Raw genomic sequence first — 18,234 nt, 5'->3', positions numbered from 1 at the left:
GCGCTGGCTCCCTTTTTTGCCCCAAACAGGTTTTCAATGCCAAGAATTGCCTATGTGAATGGACGCTACGTGCCGCATTCCAACGCCATGGTGCATGTAGAGGATCGTGGCTATCAGTTCGCCGATGGCGTCTATGAAGTCTGCGAGGTCCGTCACGGCCTGATCGTCGACCTGACCCGGCATCTGAACCGTCTCGACCGTTCGCTCAGTGAACTGCGCATTGCCTGGCCGATGAGCCGTGCGGCGCTGACGCAGGTGATTCGCGAGACTCTGCGCCGCAACCACGTCCGCAACGGCCTCTTCTATCTGCAGGTGACTCGCGGCGTTGCCCGACGAGATCATGTGTTCCCCGCCGAAGGCACGCCGCCATCGATCGTCGTGACCGCCAAGAGCGCCGATCCGTCAGTCATTGCCAAGAAGAACGCCACTGGCATCAAGGCGATCACCGTTCCCGATAATCGCTGGGATCGCGTCGACATCAAGTCGGTCGGGCTGCTGTCGAATGCTCTCGCCCGCCAGCAGGCGAAGGAGGCCGGTGCCCAGGAAGCGATCTACGTCGATGCCGATGGCATGGTGAAGGAGGGGGCTGCGACCAATGTCTGGATCGTCGATGCCGACGGTACACTGGTAACGCGGCCCGCCGAACATGGCATCCTGCGCGGCATCACCCGCACGACTCTGATCGATGTCGCGGCCAAATTGGGGGTTAAAATCGTCGAACGAAAGTTCTCCGTTTCGGAGATGATGGCCGCTCGCGAGGTCTTCATTACCGCAGCCACAAGCATTTGTTTTCCAGTGGTTTCCATTGATGGACACGCAATCGCGAATGGTCATCCCGGAAGCCTCTCGCAGAATATTCGGGAAGCCTTTTTCGACGTTGCGGAAAAGATTACGATTTGATACCAAGATTTGCTGGACAGGTGGAATGAGGGTGCCACCTGCCTTGCTGGTGAGGTTGATTGATATTCTACCGGCTTGATCAGGTCGGCAATAAAGAAAGAAGCGGCGCGATGGCGGAACGTTCTCAGAATCTGCAGGACTTATTTCTCAATACTGTACGCAAGCAAAAGATTTCCCTGACAATCTTTCTAATTAACGGCGTGAAACTCACGGGCGTTGTCACTTCTTTTGACAATTTCTGTGTTCTGCTTCGCCGTGACGGCCATTCGCAGCTCGTGTATAAGCACGCGATCTCGACTATCATGCCTGGTCAGCCAATGCAGATGTTCGAGAGCGAAGAAGCAGCGTCCTAACCAAGGCCAGCCGTCATTTCGACACGCGATACAAAGAACGATTCCATCATCCCTGAGGCAGCCAAGCACAGGGATGATATGCGCGCGACCGTCGTCGTCCCCGTGCTGAAGTCGCGCTCGCGCGGTGGGCAGACCGAATCGGCATCGACCCGCACTCCCGAAAGCCGTCTCGACGAAGCGACGGGCCTGGCTCAGGCGATCGACCTCGACGTCGTCAACGCTTCCATCGTGTCGGTCAACGATCCGCGCCCGGCAACCTTGCTCGGCACCGGCAAGATCGAAGAGATCAAGAACCAGCTCGATGAGCGTGATTCCGGCCTCGTCATCGTCGACCATCCGCTGACGCCGGTACAGCAGCGCAATCTGGAAAAGGAATGGAACGCCAAGGTCATCGACCGGACGGGCCTGATCCTCGAAATCTTCGGCCGCCGCGCTTCCACCAAGGAAGGCACGCTGCAGGTCGATCTTGCGCATCTGAACTACCAGAAGGGCCGTCTGGTCCGAAGCTGGACCCACCTTGAACGCCAGCGCGGCGGCGGCGGCTTCATGGGTGGTCCGGGTGAAACCCAGATCGAAGCCGACCGACGCCTGCTGCAGGACCGCATCATCAAGCTCGAACGCGAGTTGGAGCAGGTGGTGCGCACCCGCCAACTGCACCGCGCCAAGCGCAGGAAGGTGCCGCATCCGATCGTGGCGCTCGTCGGCTACACCAACGCCGGCAAATCGACGCTGTTCAATCGCATTACCGGGGCAGGGGTTCTCGCCGAAGACATGCTCTTCGCGACGCTGGATCCGACACTGCGTCGTATGAAGCTGCCGCATGGCCGCACCGTCATCCTGTCCGATACCGTCGGTTTCATCTCCGACCTGCCGACCCATCTGGTCGCCGCTTTCCGTGCGACTTTGGAAGAGGTGCTGGAAGCCGATCTCGTTCTGCATGTCCGCGACATGTCTGATGTGGACAATCAGGCCCAGAGCGCCGATGTTCTGCGCATCCTCAACGATCTCGGCATTGACGAGGCCGAAGGCGAGCGCCGCATTCTCGAAGTCTGGAACAAGATCGACCGGCTGGAACCCGAAGCCCATGACGCCATGGTGCAGAAGTCCTCCGGCATGAAGAATGTCATTGCCGTTTCCGCCATCAGCGGCGAGGGCGTGGACAGGCTGATGGATGAAATCAGCCGCCGTTTGTCCGGTGTCATGACGGAAACGACTGTCACGTTGCCGGTCGACAAGCTGGCGCTGCTGCCCTGGCTTTACGACCACGCTATCGTCGATAGCCGCGAGGACAATGAGGATGGCTCCGTGACATTGGACCTGCGTCTATCTGAGACGGAGGCTACCGAGCTTGAGCGCCGGATCGGCAATGGTCAGAAGCCTGCAAAGGAAGACTGGGAGCGGTAATCCCGTTTGAGCGGAGTTTCACTCCGCCCCGGCTACGACAGCCCGCTCGATTGCCTTGGCCGCCTGCCAGATCTCTTCCATCCGTTCCAGACTAGCCGCCTCCAGGCTCTCGCCTTCTGCATCAAGAACCGTCTCAATGTGATTGAATCGGCGCCGGAACTTCGTATTTGTACCACGAAGCGCCTGTTCCGGATCGGCCTTTACATGCCTGCCGATATTGACGACGGCGAAGATCAGGTCGCCGAGTTCGTCGCTGACTTTTGACTTGTCGCCCTCACGCAGCGCAACGCGCAGCTCGTCGACCTCCTCCTCGATTTTGTCGAGGATCGGCTCGGGTGCGGACCAGTCGAAGCCGACCTTGGCGGCACGTTCCTGAAGCTTCAACGCTTCGGTCAGCGCCGGAAAGCTGCGTTGCACCGAGCCGAGGAAGCCCGCCTTGAAATCTTCTGTGATACCGCGCAGCGCCCGGCGCTCCATGCGCTCGCGCTTCTCTGCCTGCTTGATTTCGTCCCACTGCTTCTTCACGGCGTCGGGCGTGTCTGCATCCGAACGGGCAAAGACATGCGGGTGGCGACGGATCATCTTGCGGGTAATGGCTTCCACCACATCGCCGAAGGAAAACTCGCCGGCTTCTTCGGCCATACGCGAATGAAAGACCACTTGCAGCAGCAGGTCGCCGAGTTCGTCGCAGAGATCGTCCATATCCTTGCGCTCGATCGCGTCGGCCACCTCGTAGGCTTCCTCGACCGTATAGGGTTTGATGCTCTCGAAATTCTGCTCAATGTCCCACGGGCAGCCGGTCTCGGGATCGCGAAGCGCGGCCATGATCTCGATCAGCCGCGAAATGTTTTTCGAAGGTTCCATGGTCTCTCAACTCAGCGGGATGTCATTGGCGCTTTTGGTGGCCTGATAGGTATCGGAGAGCGCGGCGTAGCGCGACTTGATCCGCGCTGTCTGCGCTTTGAGTTCGGCCTTCAGCGCAGCATCCTCGGTCTCGACGAGATCGGCAATCGCAAAGCTCTTCCAGAAAGCGTTTTGCCGCCTGTAGCCGCCCGGCTCTAGTCCGAAGACTTCCTTCAGGATCTTCAGATCGTGCGGGATGGCAAAGCTGTCGCGCGAATCCTCGTGGCTGAAGAAATAATAGAAATTATCGAAGCCGGCCCAGGTGATCGCAGACATGCACATGGTGCAGGGTTCATGCGTGGAGAGAAAGATCAGGTCCTTCGTCGCCGGCTTGTCGTTGAGCTCGTAAAAGCGCTTTAGCGTGTGCACTTCGCCGTGCCAGAGCGGATTTTCGAGCTCGTTATTGGTCTCAGTGACGACGAGCGAAAGATCGGATTTGCGCAGGATCGCTGCCCCAAACACCTTGTTGCCGGAAGCGACCCCAAGTTCCGTCATCGGCAGGATGTTATCCTCCATGACCTGCAGAAGGCGGGAGGCGATTGTCTTTTCCGGCATGAAAATCTCCTGTTTGGCTCATCCTATCGCCCCGCGGAATGAAGCGGAATGCATAAGTCCAGCGCCGGAGACTTTGCCACAGGCTTTATCGCTTCATCCTTTGGCAGGCAAAGCTGCAATAACGGCTCAAGATATGTGCTTTTTGCGCCGCACGGGTCAGTTTTCTCAAATCATTGATCAACCGGGTAAAAGAATACGCGACTGGCCGGCCTTTGGAATTCTGTTTCTTCATTCGCCTGTCCGGAGAATGCATATTCGGAGAACTTCGAAGTGGATTGAGAATGCCTCCCAGGACTGAACAGCTTTCGGTATTTCCCGCCTTCTTTCGCGTGGAAGGTCGGACTGCGGCCGTTTTCGGCAATGGCGATGAAGCTTTCGCCAAGGTCCGCCTGCTCTTGAACACGCAGGCGCGCATTATCGCGCATGCCGATCGCCCGGAAGCCGATTACCACGCTTTTCTGATTGCCAACCGCATCGAGACTGTCCGCGAAGCTTTTGCGCCCGAACAGGTCGAGGGTGCCGTACTGGTGTTTGCGGCAACCGGTGACGCGGAACAGGATCGTCGTATCGTCGATGCCGCACGCGCCGCGAAGATACCGGCCAATGCCGTCGACCAGCCCGACTATTGCGATTTCTACACGCCCGCTCTCGTTAATCGTGCGCCTGTTGCCGTTGCGATCGGTACCGAAGGGGCAGGGCCGGTGCTGGCGCAGATGATCCGCGCCCAGATCGATCAGCTCCTGTCGCCCTCGCTCGGCCGACTCGCCGCTCTTGCGACCAGCTATCGCAAGGCCGTCGAACACGTCGTTCCCCGTGGCGTTTCACGCCGCATCTTCTGGCGTCGTTTCTTTTCCGGCCCGGTCGCCGATGCTGTCGCTAACGGCAACCTGCCGCAGGCCCGCCGCGCCGCCAATGGTCTGTTGCGCTCGCTGGATCGCGTTGAAGGCCATGTTTGGCTGGTCGGCGCCGGTCCCGGTGCTGAAGATCTCCTGACCTTGCGCGCCCAGCGCGTGATGATGGAGGCCGATGTCATCGTCTATGACGCGCTCGTGCCGCAGGCGATCGTCGATATGGGCCGCCGCGATGCCGAACGTCTTTCTGTGGGCAAGCGCAAGGGCTGCCATTCGAAGTCCCAGGAAGAGATCAACGATCTCTTGGTCGATCTCGGCCGCCAGGGAAAACGCGTCGTGCGCTTGAAGAGCGGCGATCCGCTGGTCTATGGCCGGGCAGGGGAAGAGATGGCAGCGCTACGCGCCGCCGGCATCTCCTATGAGATCGTGCCCGGCATCACCTCTGCCTTTGCCGCTGCTGCCGATTTCGAACTGCCTCTGACGCTGCGCGGCGTTGCCTCTTCCCTGGTCTTTACGACCGGACATGATCTGACCGGCGACGTTTTGCCGGATTGGGCAAGCCTTGCCGTGTCGGGCGCCACGATCGCCGTCTATATGGGCCGCACCGTCGCGGCCTCTGTCGCCGAACGTCTGATGCAAGCTGGCATTCCCTCGGAAACCACAGTCGCCGTCATCGAGAATGCCAGCCGCGCCGACCGCCGACTGTTGCACGGCACGCTGCGCGATCTTCCCGACCTGCAGCATCGTGACGAGTTGACTGGGCCGGTCATGGTCATTATCGGCGATGCGGTCGCAGGCGCTAATTTCGAACTATCCGAACCGCTGGTGCGTGAACGCATCCGGTTCGATGAACTTGCAAGGAGCTGACATGGTAGACAAGGTTCTGACCGCCAACCGCCTGACGGACGGCATCGCCGTCTGGCTGAACGCCAATGGCGAATGGGTAACCTCGTTGCAGGAGGCGCTCGTCGCCCGCCATGCCGAAGCCGTCGCTGCCCTTGAGGAGATCGGCAAGAAATCCTACGCCGACAACAAGGTCGTTGACGTTGCTGTCGTCGAAGTTCAGGAAACCAACGGCCAACTCTGGCCATTGCGCCTGCGCGAGCGTATCCGCGCCCAAGGCCCGACCATGGAATATGCGCCTGGCTACAAGCCGGCCGATCCAGAATTCATTGCAGTCTGAGGAAGACGATGTACCGTTACGACGAATTTGACCACGCCTTTGTCGCCGAGCGCGTCGAGCAGTTTCGCGATCAGGTTCAGCGCCGCCTTTCCGGTGAACTGGCCGAGGACGCGTTCAAGCCGCTGCGCCTGATGAATGGCGTCTATCTGCAGCTCCATGCCTATATGCTGCGCATCGCCATTCCCTATGGCACGCTGAGCTCGCGCCAGCTGCGCATGCTCGCCCACATTGCACGCACCTATGACCGCGGCTATGGCCATTTCACCACGCGCCAGAACCTGCAGTTCAACTGGCCGAAGCTGTCGGACATGCCGGATGTGCTAGCCGAACTTGCTACTGTCGAAATGCACGCCATGCAGACGTCCGGCAACTGCATCCGCAACGTGACGGCCGACCATTTTGCCGGCGCTGCCGCCGATGAGGTCGCCGATCCGCGCCCCTATGCCGAAATCCTGCGCCAATGGTCTTCCGTTCATCCGGAATTCTCCTTCCTGCCGCGCAAGTTCAAGATCGCCGTTACCGGTGCCGAGCGCGACCGCGCCGCCATCCAGGTCCACGATATCGGCCTGCATCTGAAGAAGAACGATAAGGGCGAAATCGGCTTTGCCGTCTATGTCGGTGGCGGTCAGGGCCGCACGCCGATGGTTGCCAAGCTGATCCGCGACTTCCTGCCGGAAGAGGATCTCTTGTCCTACACGACCGCAGTCATGCGCGTTTATAACCTGCATGGCCGCCGCGACAACAAGTACAAGGCCCGCATCAAGATCCTCGTTCACGAGACGGGTGCCGAAGAGCTTGCCCGTCAGGTCGAAGTCGAATTCGCACAGCTGAAGGATTCCGAGCTGAAGCTGCCGGAACAGGACGTGCAGGCCATCACCGCTTATTTCGCGCCGCCGGCCCTGCCGCAACGTGCCGAGGGTTGGGAAAACCTTGCCCGCTGGAAGAAGGCCGATCCGGCTTTCGCCCGCTGGGTTCAGCAGAATGTCCAGCCGCACAAGAACCCCGATTACGGCATGGTGACGATCTCGCTGAAGCCGATCGGTGGCATTCCGGGTGATGCGTCGGATTCGCAGATGGATGCGATCGCCGATATCGCCGAGGAATATGCCTTCGACGAAATCCGCGTCAGCCACGAGCAGAACCTCATCCTGCCGCATGTCGCTCTCGCCGATCTCGAAGCCGTCTATCGTGGGCTCGTGGCGATTGATCTGGCGGAAGCCAATGCCGGCCTGATCACCGATATCATTGCCTGTCCGGGGCTCGACTATTGCGCGCTCGCCAATGCGCGCTCCATTCCGCTTGCCCAGGAAATCTCCCGCCGCTTCGGCGATGCGGCGCGTCAGGCTGAGATCGGCGAGCTGAAGATCAAGATCTCCGGCTGCATCAATGCCTGCGGCCACCACCATGTCGGCCATATCGGCCTTCTGGGCGTGGAAAAGAAGGGTGCCGAACTCTACCAGATCACGCTGGGCGGTTCCGGCGACGAGCACACCTCGATCGGCGAAATCATCGGACGCGGCTTCGAGCCGGACAAGGTGACGGATGCGATCGAAACGATCGTCGACACCTATCTGCGCCTGCGTCTCGATCCCTCGGAAATCTTCCTCGCCGCCTACCGCCGCGTTGGCCCGCAGCCTTTCAAGGAAGCGCTCTACGGCTCGGCAGCGGAAGCGGCATAAGGAGGGGATGATGACGAAGATCTGGAGAGAAACCGGTTTTATCGAGAACGATCCCTGGGTGATCGAGACCGACGAGGTGAAGGCGACGGGCGATCAGAAGCCGCTGCTGACGCTCGACGAGCTGATCGCCAAGGCGGATGAGAGCAATGATGTCGGCTTGGGCGTGGTCATCAGGCCGGCGGACGATGTCTTGAAGCTCGAGCCCTATCTCTATCGCCTGGAGATCGTGGCTGTCGCATTCCCGGCCTTCAACGATGGCCGTGCCTTCAGCCATGCTTCGCTGCTGCGCCAGCGCCTCAGCTACACCAACGAGCTGCGCGCGGTCGGCGATGTGCTGATCGACCAGGTGCCGCTGATGCTGCGCGTCGGCATCGACAGTTTCGCCGTTACCAACGAGACGGCGATCCGTCGCCTGTCGGAAAAGCGCCTACCGTCCATTCCGCATCATTATCAGCCGGCGGTGCGTGACGCCGAAGCCGGCAAGGGCTATAGTTGGCGCCGTCAGGCAAAACCGGCCGCCTGAGGCTGCCGGTTCTGCCGTCTTTTTGATGACGGAACGATAGCATGAGCAAATTCGAAGTGGCGGTGATCGGCGGCGGTCTCGCCGGTATGATCGCCGCAGTCGCCCTGGCGCGCGGCGGTCGCAACGTGGCGCTGGTCGCCCCTCCATCCCCCAAGGAAGATCGCCGCACCACGGCACTGATGGACCAGTCGATTCGCTTCCTGGATCGCCTCACGCTTTGGGAAAAGCTTCGCCCGGCAGCCGCACCGCTCACCTGCATGCGCATCATCGATGGTACCAACCGTCTGCTACGTGCGCCGACCACGACCTTCCGCTCTGCCGAAGTCGGGCTGGATGCCTTCGGCTATAATTTCCCCAACAAGGCATTGATGGATGTGCTCGAAGCTGCCGTGGCCGCTGAGGGCAATATCACCCGTTTCACCGACATGGCCGAGACGATCGGCATCGCTCCGGAATCTGTAACGATCACGCTCGCAGGCGGAGAAGAGATCAGTGCCGATTTTGCTATCGGTGCTGATGGCCGCAAATCGAAGCTGCGGGAGACGGTCGGCATCGATGTGCGCACCTGGTCCTATCCGCAATCGGCCATGGTGCTGAATTTTGCCCATACGCTGCCGCACCAGAACATCTCCACAGAGTTCCACACGGAGCACGGCCCCTTCACCCAGGTACCGCTGCCGGGCAACCGCTCCAGCCTCGTCTGGGTACAGAATCCCTCGGATGCCGCAGCCCGCGTCGAGCTGTCGCTCGCCGAGCTCGGTAATGTCGTGGAAGAGCGCATGCAATCCCTGCTTGGCAAGGTCACCGTCGAGGAGGGCGTGCAGATCTGGCCGCTGTCGGGCATGATGGCGCATCGTTTCGGCAAGGGCCGGATCGCACTGATCGGCGAGGCCGCACACGTCTTCCCGCCGATCGGAGCCCAGGGCCTGAATCTCAGCCTTCGCGATATCATGGCGCTGACCGATCTTCTCTGCGCGCGCGCGGAATTGCCTGTTGCCGCCGATGCCGGCACAAGCTTCGACCGTAAACGCCGTGCCGATATCATGACTCGCACCGCAAGCGTCGATCTTCTGAATCGCTCGCTGCTCTCCGATTTCTTGCCAGTACAGGTGCTGCGCGCCGCAGGCCTGCATGTCCTCTCAGTCGTTCCGCCGCTGCGCAATATAGTCATGCGAGAAGGCATCGAACCGGGGCGCGGCCTCCGCGATATTCCGGATGCGATCAAGGAGCGGCTGAGCCGGAAGAAAGCCTGATTTATCGCAATATATCGGCTGAGCCTGGCGCTCAGCCGATTTGCATAAGGATCGGAAAGGTCTGCTGGAACCAGATCGCGACATTGCTGACCCAGCCAAGCAGGAAGGCAAGCCCCGTCAGCACGAGGAAGACGCCCATGATCTTCTCAACCGTGCCGAGATGCCGGCGGAAGCGCGACAGGAAGCGCATGAAGGCCCCGGAAAAGCCGGCAGCGATCCAGAAGGGCACTGCAAGGCCGAGCGAATAGACGGCAAGCAAACCCGCACCTGAGCCGACCGTTTCACGCGATGCGGCAACGCCGAGGATTGCCCCGAGCACCGGCCCGATGCAGGGCGTCCAGCCGAACGCGAAGGCAAGTCCCATGATATAGGCGCCCGTCAGCGTCGCCGGCTTGCCGTTGCCCTGGAAACGGGCTTCCCGCGCCAAGAGGCCGATTCGGAAAAGCCCAAGGAAGTTCAGCCCCATGACGATGATGATCAGGCCGCCGATCTTGGAGAGCAGATCGAGGTGCTGGCGCAGCACCATGCCGATGGTCGAGGCGCCGGCGCCGAGCGCCACGAAGACGGTCGCAAAGCCGAGCGTGAAGAAAAGCGCCGAAAAGAGCACACCGCGCCGCACATCCGGTGCCGCGGCAACCGTGCCGCCGCCGCGGAACTGCTCGACCGAAATGCCCGCCATATAGCAGAGATAAGGCGGAACGAGTGGAAGCACGCAAGGCGACAGGAAGGAAAGCGCTCCGGCAAGCAGCGCGCTCCAAAGGGAAATATCGGCAATCGACACGCATTCTCTCCGGCAGCAGTCTGAGCGATGTTCCTAGCGCCGCAAAGGGGTGATTGCCAATCACCTTTTTGCGCTGAGCGCAGCCGGCCGGATCTCCAAATTGCCGCAGGCCTTGACGCAGCTCCGTCCATCCCAACACGGGACAGGGCATGTGGATATTAACCGCGCGCAAACCATCTTTGGCTCTGTGAATGGATCGACTCGGGCATGACCGGTGGTATTGCCCGGCATTTGCAGGCACCCCACTGCGAATGCCGGGAGGTCCGGCCGGCGGACATACGAGGCCGACGCCGGATCTCTCGCTACTCTATCCGGCCTGTTGGCTACGGCGGCCGAGAGCAAGCTTGTGATGTCGTTTAGTTGCGATGACTGTTTGGTGCTGGTATGCGCTACAGCATCGGCCCGAAAATCGGAATCGATTTTCGGAAAGCCGATGCGTAGATTCAAAGAGTTAGAGCGTCCTTTGTGCGTCTGAATGGGCGCAGGGCGCTCTAGCGTGAGAGATTGACGCCGGAACATCCACCGAGGAGAAACATTGATGAGCAGATTTCGGGCATTGGCAGCAGCCGGAGCGCTGATCGGCATCTCGCTGCTCACCGCGTGCGCAACTCCCCCGAATTCATACGGCTCCGCTTCGGGCTACGTGCCGGGAGATTCGATGAATCGCGCCTGTGCAGATGGCTTCAGGCCCAGGGATGGTCGCTCCTGCAGCTACTGACGACGAGTATTGCGAATTCACATTGATAAGCTTCCGGCGCCAGGCCGGAAGCTTATCAAGGTCTTCGCAATGTGGCAGTGCGGATTGGTAGGCCGCGACGAGAGGCCAGGGAACGGGTCGATCCCATCAATGCACCAGCGGCTCATCCTCATCGAGAAAGCTTCGCACGCCATCTCGTTCTGCGGTGGCCAGGAACTCTTCCCAAGCTTCCAGATCCGTGGCGAATGCATCTTCCCAGGTCGTCACGACCTCGGTTCGCGAAATGACCTCGAGAGTCCAATCGCCATTGGTGCCCGCCGGCCGATGTATATCGACGAGCACGGTTACGCCGTCATCTTCGAACTCGCCGGAGAAATCGGAATGCTCGAGCTTTGGTTCTTTGGGTTTTTTCGCCATTTTAACCTCCAGCACCAGGAGGTGCATCATTCTCATAAAACTCGCGATACTGAATCGTCTCGCGTTCTTTGACGTCGATCGACGCGCCTTCAGGCTGCGTCAGGCGGACGCCTGGGCCGCCTGAACCGGAGTAGTTCCCATCAAGAAAGGTGACGCCGGCGGCTTGCAATACCGCAATGACTGAAGCGACGTTATTGCGCATGCCCTCGACAGCACCCTCGCTGGCTTCCATGCGTCGTAGGGTCGGTGCTGATACGTTTGACCTGCTGGCCAGCTCAACCTGACCAATCCCCAGTAAAACGCGGGCGGCCGCCAACTGTCGGCCGGTTAAATGATCAAAATCGCTCATTATGAAAATATCGCCCGATACGCTCTGTCGATGGGATTTATTATCATTGTGAGCGAAATTAATCAATGAAACGCCTCCCAGTGAGGAGATGAAATCAGTGGACTTGTGCCCCTGGCAGCCGCCTGCAACGCGGCCGGTACATGCGCGGTACGGTTCCGATTTGCCACTGATCGACCTAGCTACCGCTTTTCCCGGGCGTCACCTGGCAAAGCATCAATTAGCTGATGCACCTTTCCGGTGGCGAAGACGATGTCTTCGCGCGGTAGATGGACCGTTATCTCAATCTCTTCCCATCTGCCGCCATGGTCTTTTGCGAACCTGACGGCGGCTTCCAAAGAGGTGAATTGCACGGCCGGTGCGTTGGCGGTCCAGAACTGCACGCTGCAGTCCGCCGCACTGTAATCTGTAAATGCCTTCTGAGGATCTAGGGCCATGGCACGTGCTTTACACCGACGCCGCTTGATTGGCCAGCGAATGCCTGCCTTGTATGCGAACGTCAAGAAAGCCCGAGCGACCCGCCAGCCTCAGAGAAGAGCGAGCCGTTCATCAACTGGGCGTGCCTGTGCCGCGTTGCCAGAGAGAAGGACATGACCAAACTTTCAGAGAAATCACAGGAGTTAGCGGCCGATGGCCAAGGCGTGAACATGACACAGAGGGCGGCAGTGTCGCGGATTCGTCGCGATTCGATTGGAAGGCGGCCAGCCCATCGCTCTGCCAACTCGGCAAATTCCCGACGTGGCTTGCGCCAATCGTGTTCCGCACATGCTCGCCATGTGCGGTAAAGACTGGGCAATAGGCGTCAACAATCTGTGCCGGTTGCTATCTCTACAGATTTGATTTCATTAAGAAATTATGGTGAGAGCGTCGGGGTTCGAACCCGAGACCTACTGATTAAAAGTCAGTTGCTCTACCGGCTGAGCTACGCTCTCACTCTCCGCGGTGCGAAGCACCCCGGCCGGAAGTGCGCGGAACATATGCAGGCGACCTATCGCGGTCAACTGAAAAAATCCTCCTATTTACGCGTTTGGCGCATTTCTTGCGGACTTGCCATTTTTCGGAAACTGCCCGGGCATCGATCATTTGATCTCGTCACAGCGAGCGACAACGGCACGTAGCGCGAAAATGTGGAACTTTGTGCGACTTTGAGGAGATAAACAAAAACATCAAAAAACTGTCACGGCATTGAAACATGGCGGGGCTAGAAATGCCACGTCATCAAGGCGAGCAGTTGTTTCATGTCCAAGCTTCCCGCAGCCAGCCGTCACCAGACCATCATCCGTCTCATCAATGGCGGCAGCGGCATGTCGATTAGCGCGATTGCCGAGACCTTCGGTGTTTCGACGGAAACCATCCGGCGCGATCTCGTGACGCTGGAGCGGGGCGGCTCGCTGCAGCGTGTTTACGGTGGCGCGATCCCATCGGGCCGCGAGGCGGCGCTCGACGAGCGCGTCAACATGGAGCGGGCTGAAAAGCAGGCGATCGGCAATCTCGTCGCCGCGATGATCCAGCCCGATCAATGGATATTCATGACGGGCGGAAGCTCGGTGCTTGCTGTCGCCCAGGCGATGCGCAACGGCCCGCCGGTAACGGTCATGACCAACATGCCGGCTATCGGCGAGGCGCTGCAGGCGGGCCTGCGTCACAAGGTGATCCTGACCGGCGGCGAATATGATTATAACGGCAAGACGCTGCTGGGCGACGAAGTATTCGACGCGATCCGCGACTGCAGCTTCGACCTGTCGATCATCGGCGTCTACGGCCTCGATGCCGAATACGGGCTGGTCGAGCGCACCAAGCACTACATGCAGCTCAAGACACGGCTCGCCGCACAGAGCCGTTCCAATGTCTATGTGGCCGACCACACCAAGATTGGCGCCGTCGGCCGCTACCGCAGTATTCCATTTTCCGAAATCGAGACCTTCGTGACCGACCAGCCGCTGGAGGAGCCATTCGTGCGCCTGCTGACGGAGGCCGGCGCCAGCGTCCTCTATCCCCAAAGCGTCAATGACAATGCCGGTCCGACCGGCGCGACAATAGAAGAGAAGGTGAATGAAGATGACTGATGTCCGCCATGTCATCGTGCTCGGTGTCGACGGCCTGCGGCCGGATATGATCGACGCGACGACCATGCCCAATCTCGCAGCGCTGAAGGTGTCCGGTGTTACGAGCCGCGATCACCGCACGGTTTTCCCGAGCGAGACGCGCGGCGCGCTGACGGCGCTTGCAAGCGGCGCACGCCCCGAAACGACGGGCGTTCTCGGCAACGAGTTCTATTCGCGCGATGGCTCCGGCCGGCTGACCGGCACGGACACGATCCACGACTGGCGGGCCGGCGACAGGCGCCTCGTCGGCGGCATGGCGACCGCGACCAATCTGTCGGAAACGCTTGCCAAGCACGGACTTTCCTTCGCGACCGTTACGTCGAGCGGGCAGGGCTCCTTCACCGCGCTGAACTGGAAGGGCGCCGACTGGGGGCAGGCCGGTTTTAATGTTCGCCATCCGGCAATCGCCTTCCCGCCGGAGCTTGCAGTCGAGATTGCCGAGCGGCATTCCGTTCCGCCGACCGGCTTCAACCGCGGCGCCGAGCGGCGCGCGGTCTCTGTCTTCACCGATAGCGTCTGGCCTGCCAAGAAACCGTCGGCGGCGATCATCTGGCTGACCGAGGTTGACAGCGCCTCGCATGTTCATGGCCTCGGCGCCGAAGGCATGCTCGCCTCGATGCGCGATTGCGATGCGGCGATCGGTGACCTCATGGAGTGGCGCGAACGCCAGCCGGAGCGGGATGCCATCGCGATCTTCGTGACCTCGGATCACGGCCATTCCACCTCGGCGAAATTCATTTCCGTCGGCGAAGCGTTGAGAGACGCAGGCATTTCGGCGGACCACCACTTCGATAACGACGCCGACATCCTTTACCGCGGCGGCCGCGCCCCTGGTCTCTGGCTGCGCAAGTTCGACCGCGGCCTGCTGCAGGCAGCCTTCGATGTGCTGGCCGCACAGGAATGGTACGGCGCGACCTTCACGCAGGCGATCGCACAAGGCGCAAGCGAGGGCATCATCGCCGGCACGCTGGCGCTCGGGTTGTCGGGCACGGCACATCACCGCGCGCCGGATCTCTATATCAACCTGAAAGGCGATAACGACAGCAACGCCCACGGCATTCCCGGCACCTCCTACTGCGATGCCGCAAGCTACAACATTCCGGTTGGGGGTGGCACGCATGGCGGCCTGCATGCGACCGAGCTTGCTGCCGTGCTCGTCGGCGGTGGCGCCGGCATACGCAGCGGCGGCGAGGTGATCGCCTCGCGCACCGGAATCTACGACATTGCCCCGACCGTGCTGCACCTTCTCGGTGTCGAGCCGGCCGCCACGATGACCGGTCGCGTCATGCACGAATTGCTGGAGGGCGGCCAGCCGGTTTCGGCACCTGTCGTCACCCACTTTACCGCATCTGCCGGCGACAAGGTCTCCCGCATCGCGATCGCCCGCGTCGGCACTCACCACTATATCGACGAAGCCGATCTCGTCCTCGAAGGCAGGCCGGCCGCCGAGCCGATGCGGCGCGAGGAACTGAAGGTCGAATTGCAGACTGAATAAGCATGCCGCGCAAAAACGCGCAGCGGTTTTGCGATAGCGGCATACGCAAAACAAAAAACTAAAGCGTGGCAGACGCATCTGAAAGATCGCGGCACGCTTTAAGCATTTTCATCAGACAGCGCCCTGATTGGCCGGGGCGCTTCATTCAGATCCCGGACGCAGGCCGACTGAGGAGTGGCAGGCGAACGGCGAAGCCATGCCGGCTTTTCAAAGCCGGCGCAATTTTTCCGAACGGAGACATAGCCATGAACATGAATTTCAGAACATTGTCACTGACATCAGCCCTTCTTGCCACCACGGTCCTCGGCTTCAACCAGATCGCTCGTGCCGAAGACCGTCCGACCATCAATGTCGCGCTGCAGAGCATGGGCAGCGCTGGCACGCTCGACACGACCGACAATACGGGTACGGCAGCCCGCAAATATCAGAACGACATCTACGAGCAGCTGATCGCGCTCGATCTGTCCGATCCGAACCTCGGCGCCAAGCCGGGCCTCGCCACCGAGTGGAAGTGGGTTTCGCCCGAGATCCTGGAAGTAAAGCTGCGCCAGGGCGTCAAATTCCACAATGGTGACGAGATGAAGGCCGATGACGTGGTCTTCTCCTTCTCCGACGAACGCTATGGCCTGCTGTCGGAACAGGCAAAGGCCCGCGACGCCAACCAGCCGACCTTCACCCGCGCCGACGGCACCACCGGCATCGTTCCTCCAGCCGTCACCGCAGCAGGCCGCAAATCCGAATGGCCGCTCTTAAAGTCGGTCGAGAAGGTCGATGACTATACCGTCCGCTTCGTCATGCAGAAGTCGACGCTCGATACCGAAGCGCGTCTCGCCCGCGTCAACTATGCCGCCATCATCTCCAAGCGCGCCTTCCAGAACGCCAAGTCCTGGAAGGATTTCGCCCTGCATCCAGTCGCGACCGGCCCTTACAAGGTCGACGGCGTCGATCAGGGTTCGGCCATCCATCTCGTTGCCCACGACGATTACTGGGGCGGCAAGCCGCCGATCGCCAAGCTGAACTTCAACATCGTTCCGGAAGCCGCAAGCCGTATCAACGGCCTGCTATCAGGCGAATACGACATCGTTAGCGACGTCGGTCCGGACCAGGTTCCGATGATCAAAGGCAATTCCGATTTCGAAGTCGCCGGCGGCCCGGTTGCCAATATCCGCTTCATCGCGCTCGACACCAACAACGGCCCGCTGAAGAACAAGCTGATCCGCCAGGCTCTCTCGCACTCGATCGACCGCCAGACGATCGTCGACTCGCTCTGGGGCGGCCTCACCGCCGTTCCGCAGGGCTTCCAGCACAAGCTGTTCGGCGACCTCTTTGTGGAAGGTTTCAAGTCGCCGGCCTATGATCCGGAACTCGCAAAGAAGCTGCTCGCCGAAGCCGGTTACAAGGGCGAACCGATTACCTACCGCGTCCACAACGACTATTATCCGAACGAGCTGACGGTTGCCCAGTTCGATCTCGATAACCTGCGCAAGATCGGCTTCAACATCGACTTCTCGGTTGTCGACAACCCGAACGACCCGGCTCCTGATCGCATGATGCAGGATCTGTCGAACACGGCATATTTCGCCTATCCGGTCGCGCTGCTCGCCAACAATTGCCCGAACGGCACCTATCACAGCGGCACGAACCCGAAGACCGGCATGTGGAAGAACGAGGAGTTCGACAAGCTCTGCAACGTCCTGAACACCTCGACAGACAGGGCCGAAGTCAAGAAAGCCTTCGCTCGCGCGCTTGAAATCATCGAAGTCGAGGATCCGGCTCTGATCGTTCTGCACCAGAACGCCATCCTCTACGGCAAGCGCGCCGACATTCAGTGGAAGCCGTCGGCCATGTTCGTCATGGATTTCCGTCCGGGCGCTTTCTCGATCAAGAAGTAATGCAGGCGGGGCGGGGTGCTGGCCAACCCGCCCTCCATTCTCCCAAGGATAGTATTGATGATTGCCCCGATGCGCCGCGTGCTGCCCGTCGACAGGACGGATGGTGACTGGCCTGAATTCGACACTGCAAGCCCTGCCGTTACAGGCGCGCGCCGGATCTATGCGATCGGCGATATCCACGGCTATGACAATCTTCTCGAAGCCATGCAGCACGCGATTGCTGCCGATATGGAGCAGCACCCGGCAGAGCAGGCGCTGATCATCTATCTGGGCGATCTCATCGACCGCGGTCCGAATTCGCTCAAGGTGGTCGACATGATCATCGACCACAAGGCAAACCCGCCGGCCAATGCGCAGGTCATGTGCCTCAGAGGCAATCATGACGATTGGCTGATCGCCTTCGTCGACGATGCCGGTGTCGTTTCGCCCTGGGCTCTGAAGGGTGGACTTGAGACGCTCGTCTCTTACGGGCTTTCGAAAGATGATGTGCTCGCAGCCGTTGCCGATCCGGATCTTGCCGAAGCGCTGCGGCAGCAATTTCTGTCCGCGCTTCCGAAACGTCATAAGGATTTCATGCTGTCGCTGCCATTGTCGTACAGCGATGGCGATTATTTCTTCGCCCATGCCGGGGTCGATCCGGATCGCCCGCTCGCCGATCAGCGGCGTGAGGATCTGACATGGATACGCGACAAGTTTCTGTTCTCGCGCAAGAATTTCGGCAAGGTCGTCGTCCACGGACACAGCCATCGCGATGCCGTCGAAAGCTTTCCGAACCGCATCAACGTCGATACCGGCGCCTATGTCCAGCAGGTGTTGAGCTGCGTGATCCTGGAAGGCCGGGAACGTTACGTCCTGCAGGTCGGCACTATCACCCAGCAAGAGAGTCAGTAACGGAAG

19 protein-coding genes and 1 tRNA gene are annotated in these 18,234 nt (G+C 60.2%); 13 read left to right on the top strand and 7 right to left on the bottom strand.

Translation table 11 applies throughout. The features are described from left to right. The first annotated feature begins 36 nt into the window (after positions 1-36). The 3 genes from AC1DM5_RS02955 (at position 37) to hflX (ending at position 2,657) form a co-directional block, all read left to right on the top strand. Positions 37-900: a D-amino-acid transaminase gene (locus tag AC1DM5_RS02955; protein WP_477822531.1), complete on the top strand. Its 864-nt coding sequence runs from the start codon at positions 37-39 to the stop codon at positions 898-900. 110 nt (positions 901-1,010) lie between these two features. Continuing rightward, positions 1,011-1,253, top strand: a complete 243-nt coding sequence (hfq, locus tag AC1DM5_RS02950) for an RNA chaperone Hfq (RefSeq protein ID WP_003539403.1) — start codon at positions 1,011-1,013, stop codon at positions 1,251-1,253. 78 nt (positions 1,254-1,331) lie between these two features. Then, positions 1,332-2,657 carry a GTPase HflX gene (gene hflX, locus AC1DM5_RS02945; RefSeq protein WP_477822530.1) on the top strand — a complete coding sequence of 442 codons (1,326 nt, stop codon included), beginning with the start codon at positions 1,332-1,334 and terminating at the stop codon, positions 2,655-2,657. A gap of 18 nt (positions 2,658-2,675) precedes the next feature. Here hflX and mazG read toward each other — a convergent pair whose 3' ends face one another. Continuing rightward, complete coding sequence (gene mazG / locus AC1DM5_RS02940) at positions 2,676-3,521, bottom strand: nucleoside triphosphate pyrophosphohydrolase (protein WP_477822529.1); 846 nt, start codon at positions 3,519-3,521, stop codon at positions 2,676-2,678. Between the two features lie 6 nt (positions 3,522-3,527). Then, positions 3,528-4,115 carry a nucleoside deaminase gene (locus tag AC1DM5_RS02935; protein ID WP_477822528.1) on the bottom strand — a complete coding sequence of 196 codons (588 nt, stop codon included), beginning with the start codon at positions 4,113-4,115 and terminating at the stop codon, positions 3,528-3,530. 281 nt (positions 4,116-4,396) lie between these two features. Here AC1DM5_RS02935 and cysG point away from each other — a divergent pair, with 281 nt between their 5' ends. Genes cysG through AC1DM5_RS02910 form a run of 5 tightly spaced genes read left to right on the top strand, consistent with a single transcriptional unit; the run spans position 4,397 to position 9,604 of the window. Continuing rightward, positions 4,397-5,833: a siroheme synthase CysG gene (gene cysG / locus AC1DM5_RS02930; RefSeq protein WP_477822527.1), complete on the top strand. Its 1,437-nt coding sequence runs from the start codon at positions 4,397-4,399 to the stop codon at positions 5,831-5,833. A 1-nt stretch (position 5,834) separates the two neighbouring features. Further along, positions 5,835-6,149, top strand: a complete 315-nt coding sequence (locus tag AC1DM5_RS02925; RefSeq protein WP_037106160.1) for a DUF2849 domain-containing protein — start codon at positions 5,835-5,837, stop codon at positions 6,147-6,149. Positions 6,150-6,157: 8 nt separating this feature from the next. Continuing rightward, on the top strand, positions 6,158-7,828 hold the full coding sequence (locus AC1DM5_RS02920; protein WP_477822526.1) for a nitrite/sulfite reductase: 1,671 nt from the start codon (positions 6,158-6,160) through the stop codon (positions 7,826-7,828). 10 nt (positions 7,829-7,838) lie between these two features. Further along, a complete protein-coding gene (locus AC1DM5_RS02915; RefSeq protein ID WP_477822525.1) occupies positions 7,839-8,351 on the top strand; it encodes a DUF934 domain-containing protein in 513 nt (170 codons plus the stop codon). A 41-nt stretch (positions 8,352-8,392) separates the two neighbouring features. Then, positions 8,393-9,604, top strand: coding sequence for a UbiH/UbiF family hydroxylase (locus AC1DM5_RS02910; protein WP_477822524.1), 1,212 nt, complete (start codon positions 8,393-8,395; stop codon positions 9,602-9,604). Positions 9,605-9,635: 31 nt separating this feature from the next. Here the strand turns inward: AC1DM5_RS02910 and AC1DM5_RS02905 are convergent, their stop codons facing one another. Then, complete coding sequence (locus AC1DM5_RS02905; RefSeq protein WP_007822496.1) at positions 9,636-10,385, bottom strand: cytochrome c biogenesis CcdA family protein; 750 nt, start codon at positions 10,383-10,385, stop codon at positions 9,636-9,638. 538 nt (positions 10,386-10,923) lie between these two features. Here AC1DM5_RS02905 and AC1DM5_RS02900 point away from each other — a divergent pair. Next, the gene (locus AC1DM5_RS02900; protein WP_477822523.1) at positions 10,924-11,103 is read left to right on the top strand and encodes a hypothetical protein; all 180 of its coding nucleotides are present in this window, start codon (positions 10,924-10,926) and stop codon (positions 11,101-11,103) included. A gap of 126 nt (positions 11,104-11,229) precedes the next feature. Here the strand turns inward: AC1DM5_RS02900 and AC1DM5_RS02895 are convergent, their stop codons facing one another. The 4 genes from AC1DM5_RS02895 to AC1DM5_RS02880 form a co-directional block, all read right to left on the bottom strand. Beyond that, positions 11,230-11,499, bottom strand: coding sequence for a hypothetical protein (locus AC1DM5_RS02895; protein ID WP_477822522.1), 270 nt, complete (start codon positions 11,497-11,499; stop codon positions 11,230-11,232). A 1-nt stretch (position 11,500) separates the two neighbouring features. After that, positions 11,501-11,914: a helix-turn-helix domain-containing protein gene (locus tag AC1DM5_RS02890; RefSeq protein WP_477974558.1), complete on the bottom strand. Its 414-nt coding sequence runs from the start codon at positions 11,912-11,914 to the stop codon at positions 11,501-11,503. Between the two features lie 113 nt (positions 11,915-12,027). Next, complete coding sequence (locus AC1DM5_RS02885; RefSeq protein WP_007826740.1) at positions 12,028-12,282, bottom strand: hypothetical protein; 255 nt, start codon at positions 12,280-12,282, stop codon at positions 12,028-12,030. A 419-nt stretch (positions 12,283-12,701) separates the two neighbouring features. After that, positions 12,702-12,777: transfer RNA gene (locus tag AC1DM5_RS02880), tRNA-Lys, on the bottom strand. A 306-nt stretch (positions 12,778-13,083) separates the two neighbouring features. Between AC1DM5_RS02880 and AC1DM5_RS02875 the strand changes: the two genes are divergently transcribed. The 4 genes from AC1DM5_RS02875 to AC1DM5_RS02860 all read left to right on the top strand — a co-directional run bounded on the left by AC1DM5_RS02875 (position 13,084) and on the right by AC1DM5_RS02860 (position 18,228). Further along, positions 13,084-13,911, top strand: coding sequence for a DeoR/GlpR family DNA-binding transcription regulator (locus AC1DM5_RS02875; protein ID WP_477822520.1), 828 nt, complete (start codon positions 13,084-13,086; stop codon positions 13,909-13,911). Continuing rightward, positions 13,898-15,445 (top strand): alkaline phosphatase family protein, encoded by a 1,548-nt coding sequence (locus AC1DM5_RS02870; RefSeq protein WP_477822519.1) that lies wholly within the window; start codon positions 13,898-13,900, stop codon positions 15,443-15,445. The genes AC1DM5_RS02875 and AC1DM5_RS02870 overlap by 14 nt, the downstream gene beginning before the upstream one ends. Before the next feature lie 245 nt (positions 15,446-15,690). Continuing rightward, positions 15,691-17,337: an ABC transporter substrate-binding protein gene (locus tag AC1DM5_RS02865; RefSeq protein WP_477822518.1), complete on the top strand. Its 1,647-nt coding sequence runs from the start codon at positions 15,691-15,693 to the stop codon at positions 17,335-17,337. A gap of 57 nt (positions 17,338-17,394) precedes the next feature. Beyond that, positions 17,395-18,228, top strand: coding sequence for a metallophosphoesterase family protein (locus tag AC1DM5_RS02860; RefSeq protein ID WP_477822517.1), 834 nt, complete (start codon positions 17,395-17,397; stop codon positions 18,226-18,228). The last annotated feature ends 6 nt before the right edge of the window (positions 18,229-18,234 follow it).

The organism is Rhizobium sp. 01T437 (assembly GCF_056398505.1).
This window is presented reverse-complemented; position numbering and strand designations above follow the sequence as displayed.

Coding starts and splice junctions, on each gene's coding strand:
- AC1DM5_RS02865 (WP_477822518.1), top strand. CDS start 15,691: ATGAACATGAATTTCAGAACATTGTCACTGACATCAGCCCTTCTTGCC.
- hfq (WP_003539403.1), top strand. CDS start 1,011: ATGGCGGAACGTTCTCAGAATCTGCAGGACTTATTTCTCAATACTGTA.
- cysG (WP_477822527.1), top strand. CDS start 4,397: ATGCCTCCCAGGACTGAACAGCTTTCGGTATTTCCCGCCTTCTTTCGC.
- hflX (WP_477822530.1), top strand. CDS start 1,332: ATGCGCGCGACCGTCGTCGTCCCCGTGCTGAAGTCGCGCTCGCGCGGT.
- AC1DM5_RS02895 (WP_477822522.1), bottom strand. CDS start 11,499: ATGGCGAAAAAACCCAAAGAACCAAAGCTCGAGCATTCCGATTTCTCC.
- AC1DM5_RS02915 (WP_477822525.1), top strand. CDS start 7,839: ATGACGAAGATCTGGAGAGAAACCGGTTTTATCGAGAACGATCCCTGG.
- AC1DM5_RS02900 (WP_477822523.1), top strand. CDS start 10,924: ATGAGCAGATTTCGGGCATTGGCAGCAGCCGGAGCGCTGATCGGCATC.
- AC1DM5_RS02920 (WP_477822526.1), top strand. CDS start 6,158: ATGTACCGTTACGACGAATTTGACCACGCCTTTGTCGCCGAGCGCGTC.
- AC1DM5_RS02885 (WP_007826740.1), bottom strand. CDS start 12,282: ATGGCCCTAGATCCTCAGAAGGCATTTACAGATTACAGTGCGGCGGAC.
- AC1DM5_RS02925 (WP_037106160.1), top strand. CDS start 5,835: ATGGTAGACAAGGTTCTGACCGCCAACCGCCTGACGGACGGCATCGCC.
- AC1DM5_RS02935 (WP_477822528.1), bottom strand. CDS start 4,115: ATGCCGGAAAAGACAATCGCCTCCCGCCTTCTGCAGGTCATGGAGGAT.
- AC1DM5_RS02910 (WP_477822524.1), top strand. CDS start 8,393: ATGAGCAAATTCGAAGTGGCGGTGATCGGCGGCGGTCTCGCCGGTATG.
- AC1DM5_RS02875 (WP_477822520.1), top strand. CDS start 13,084: ATGTCCAAGCTTCCCGCAGCCAGCCGTCACCAGACCATCATCCGTCTC.
- AC1DM5_RS02955 (WP_477822531.1), top strand. CDS start 37: ATGCCAAGAATTGCCTATGTGAATGGACGCTACGTGCCGCATTCCAAC.
- mazG (WP_477822529.1), bottom strand. CDS start 3,521: ATGGAACCTTCGAAAAACATTTCGCGGCTGATCGAGATCATGGCCGCG.
- AC1DM5_RS02860 (WP_477822517.1), top strand. CDS start 17,395: ATGATTGCCCCGATGCGCCGCGTGCTGCCCGTCGACAGGACGGATGGT.
- AC1DM5_RS02870 (WP_477822519.1), top strand. CDS start 13,898: ATGAAGATGACTGATGTCCGCCATGTCATCGTGCTCGGTGTCGACGGC.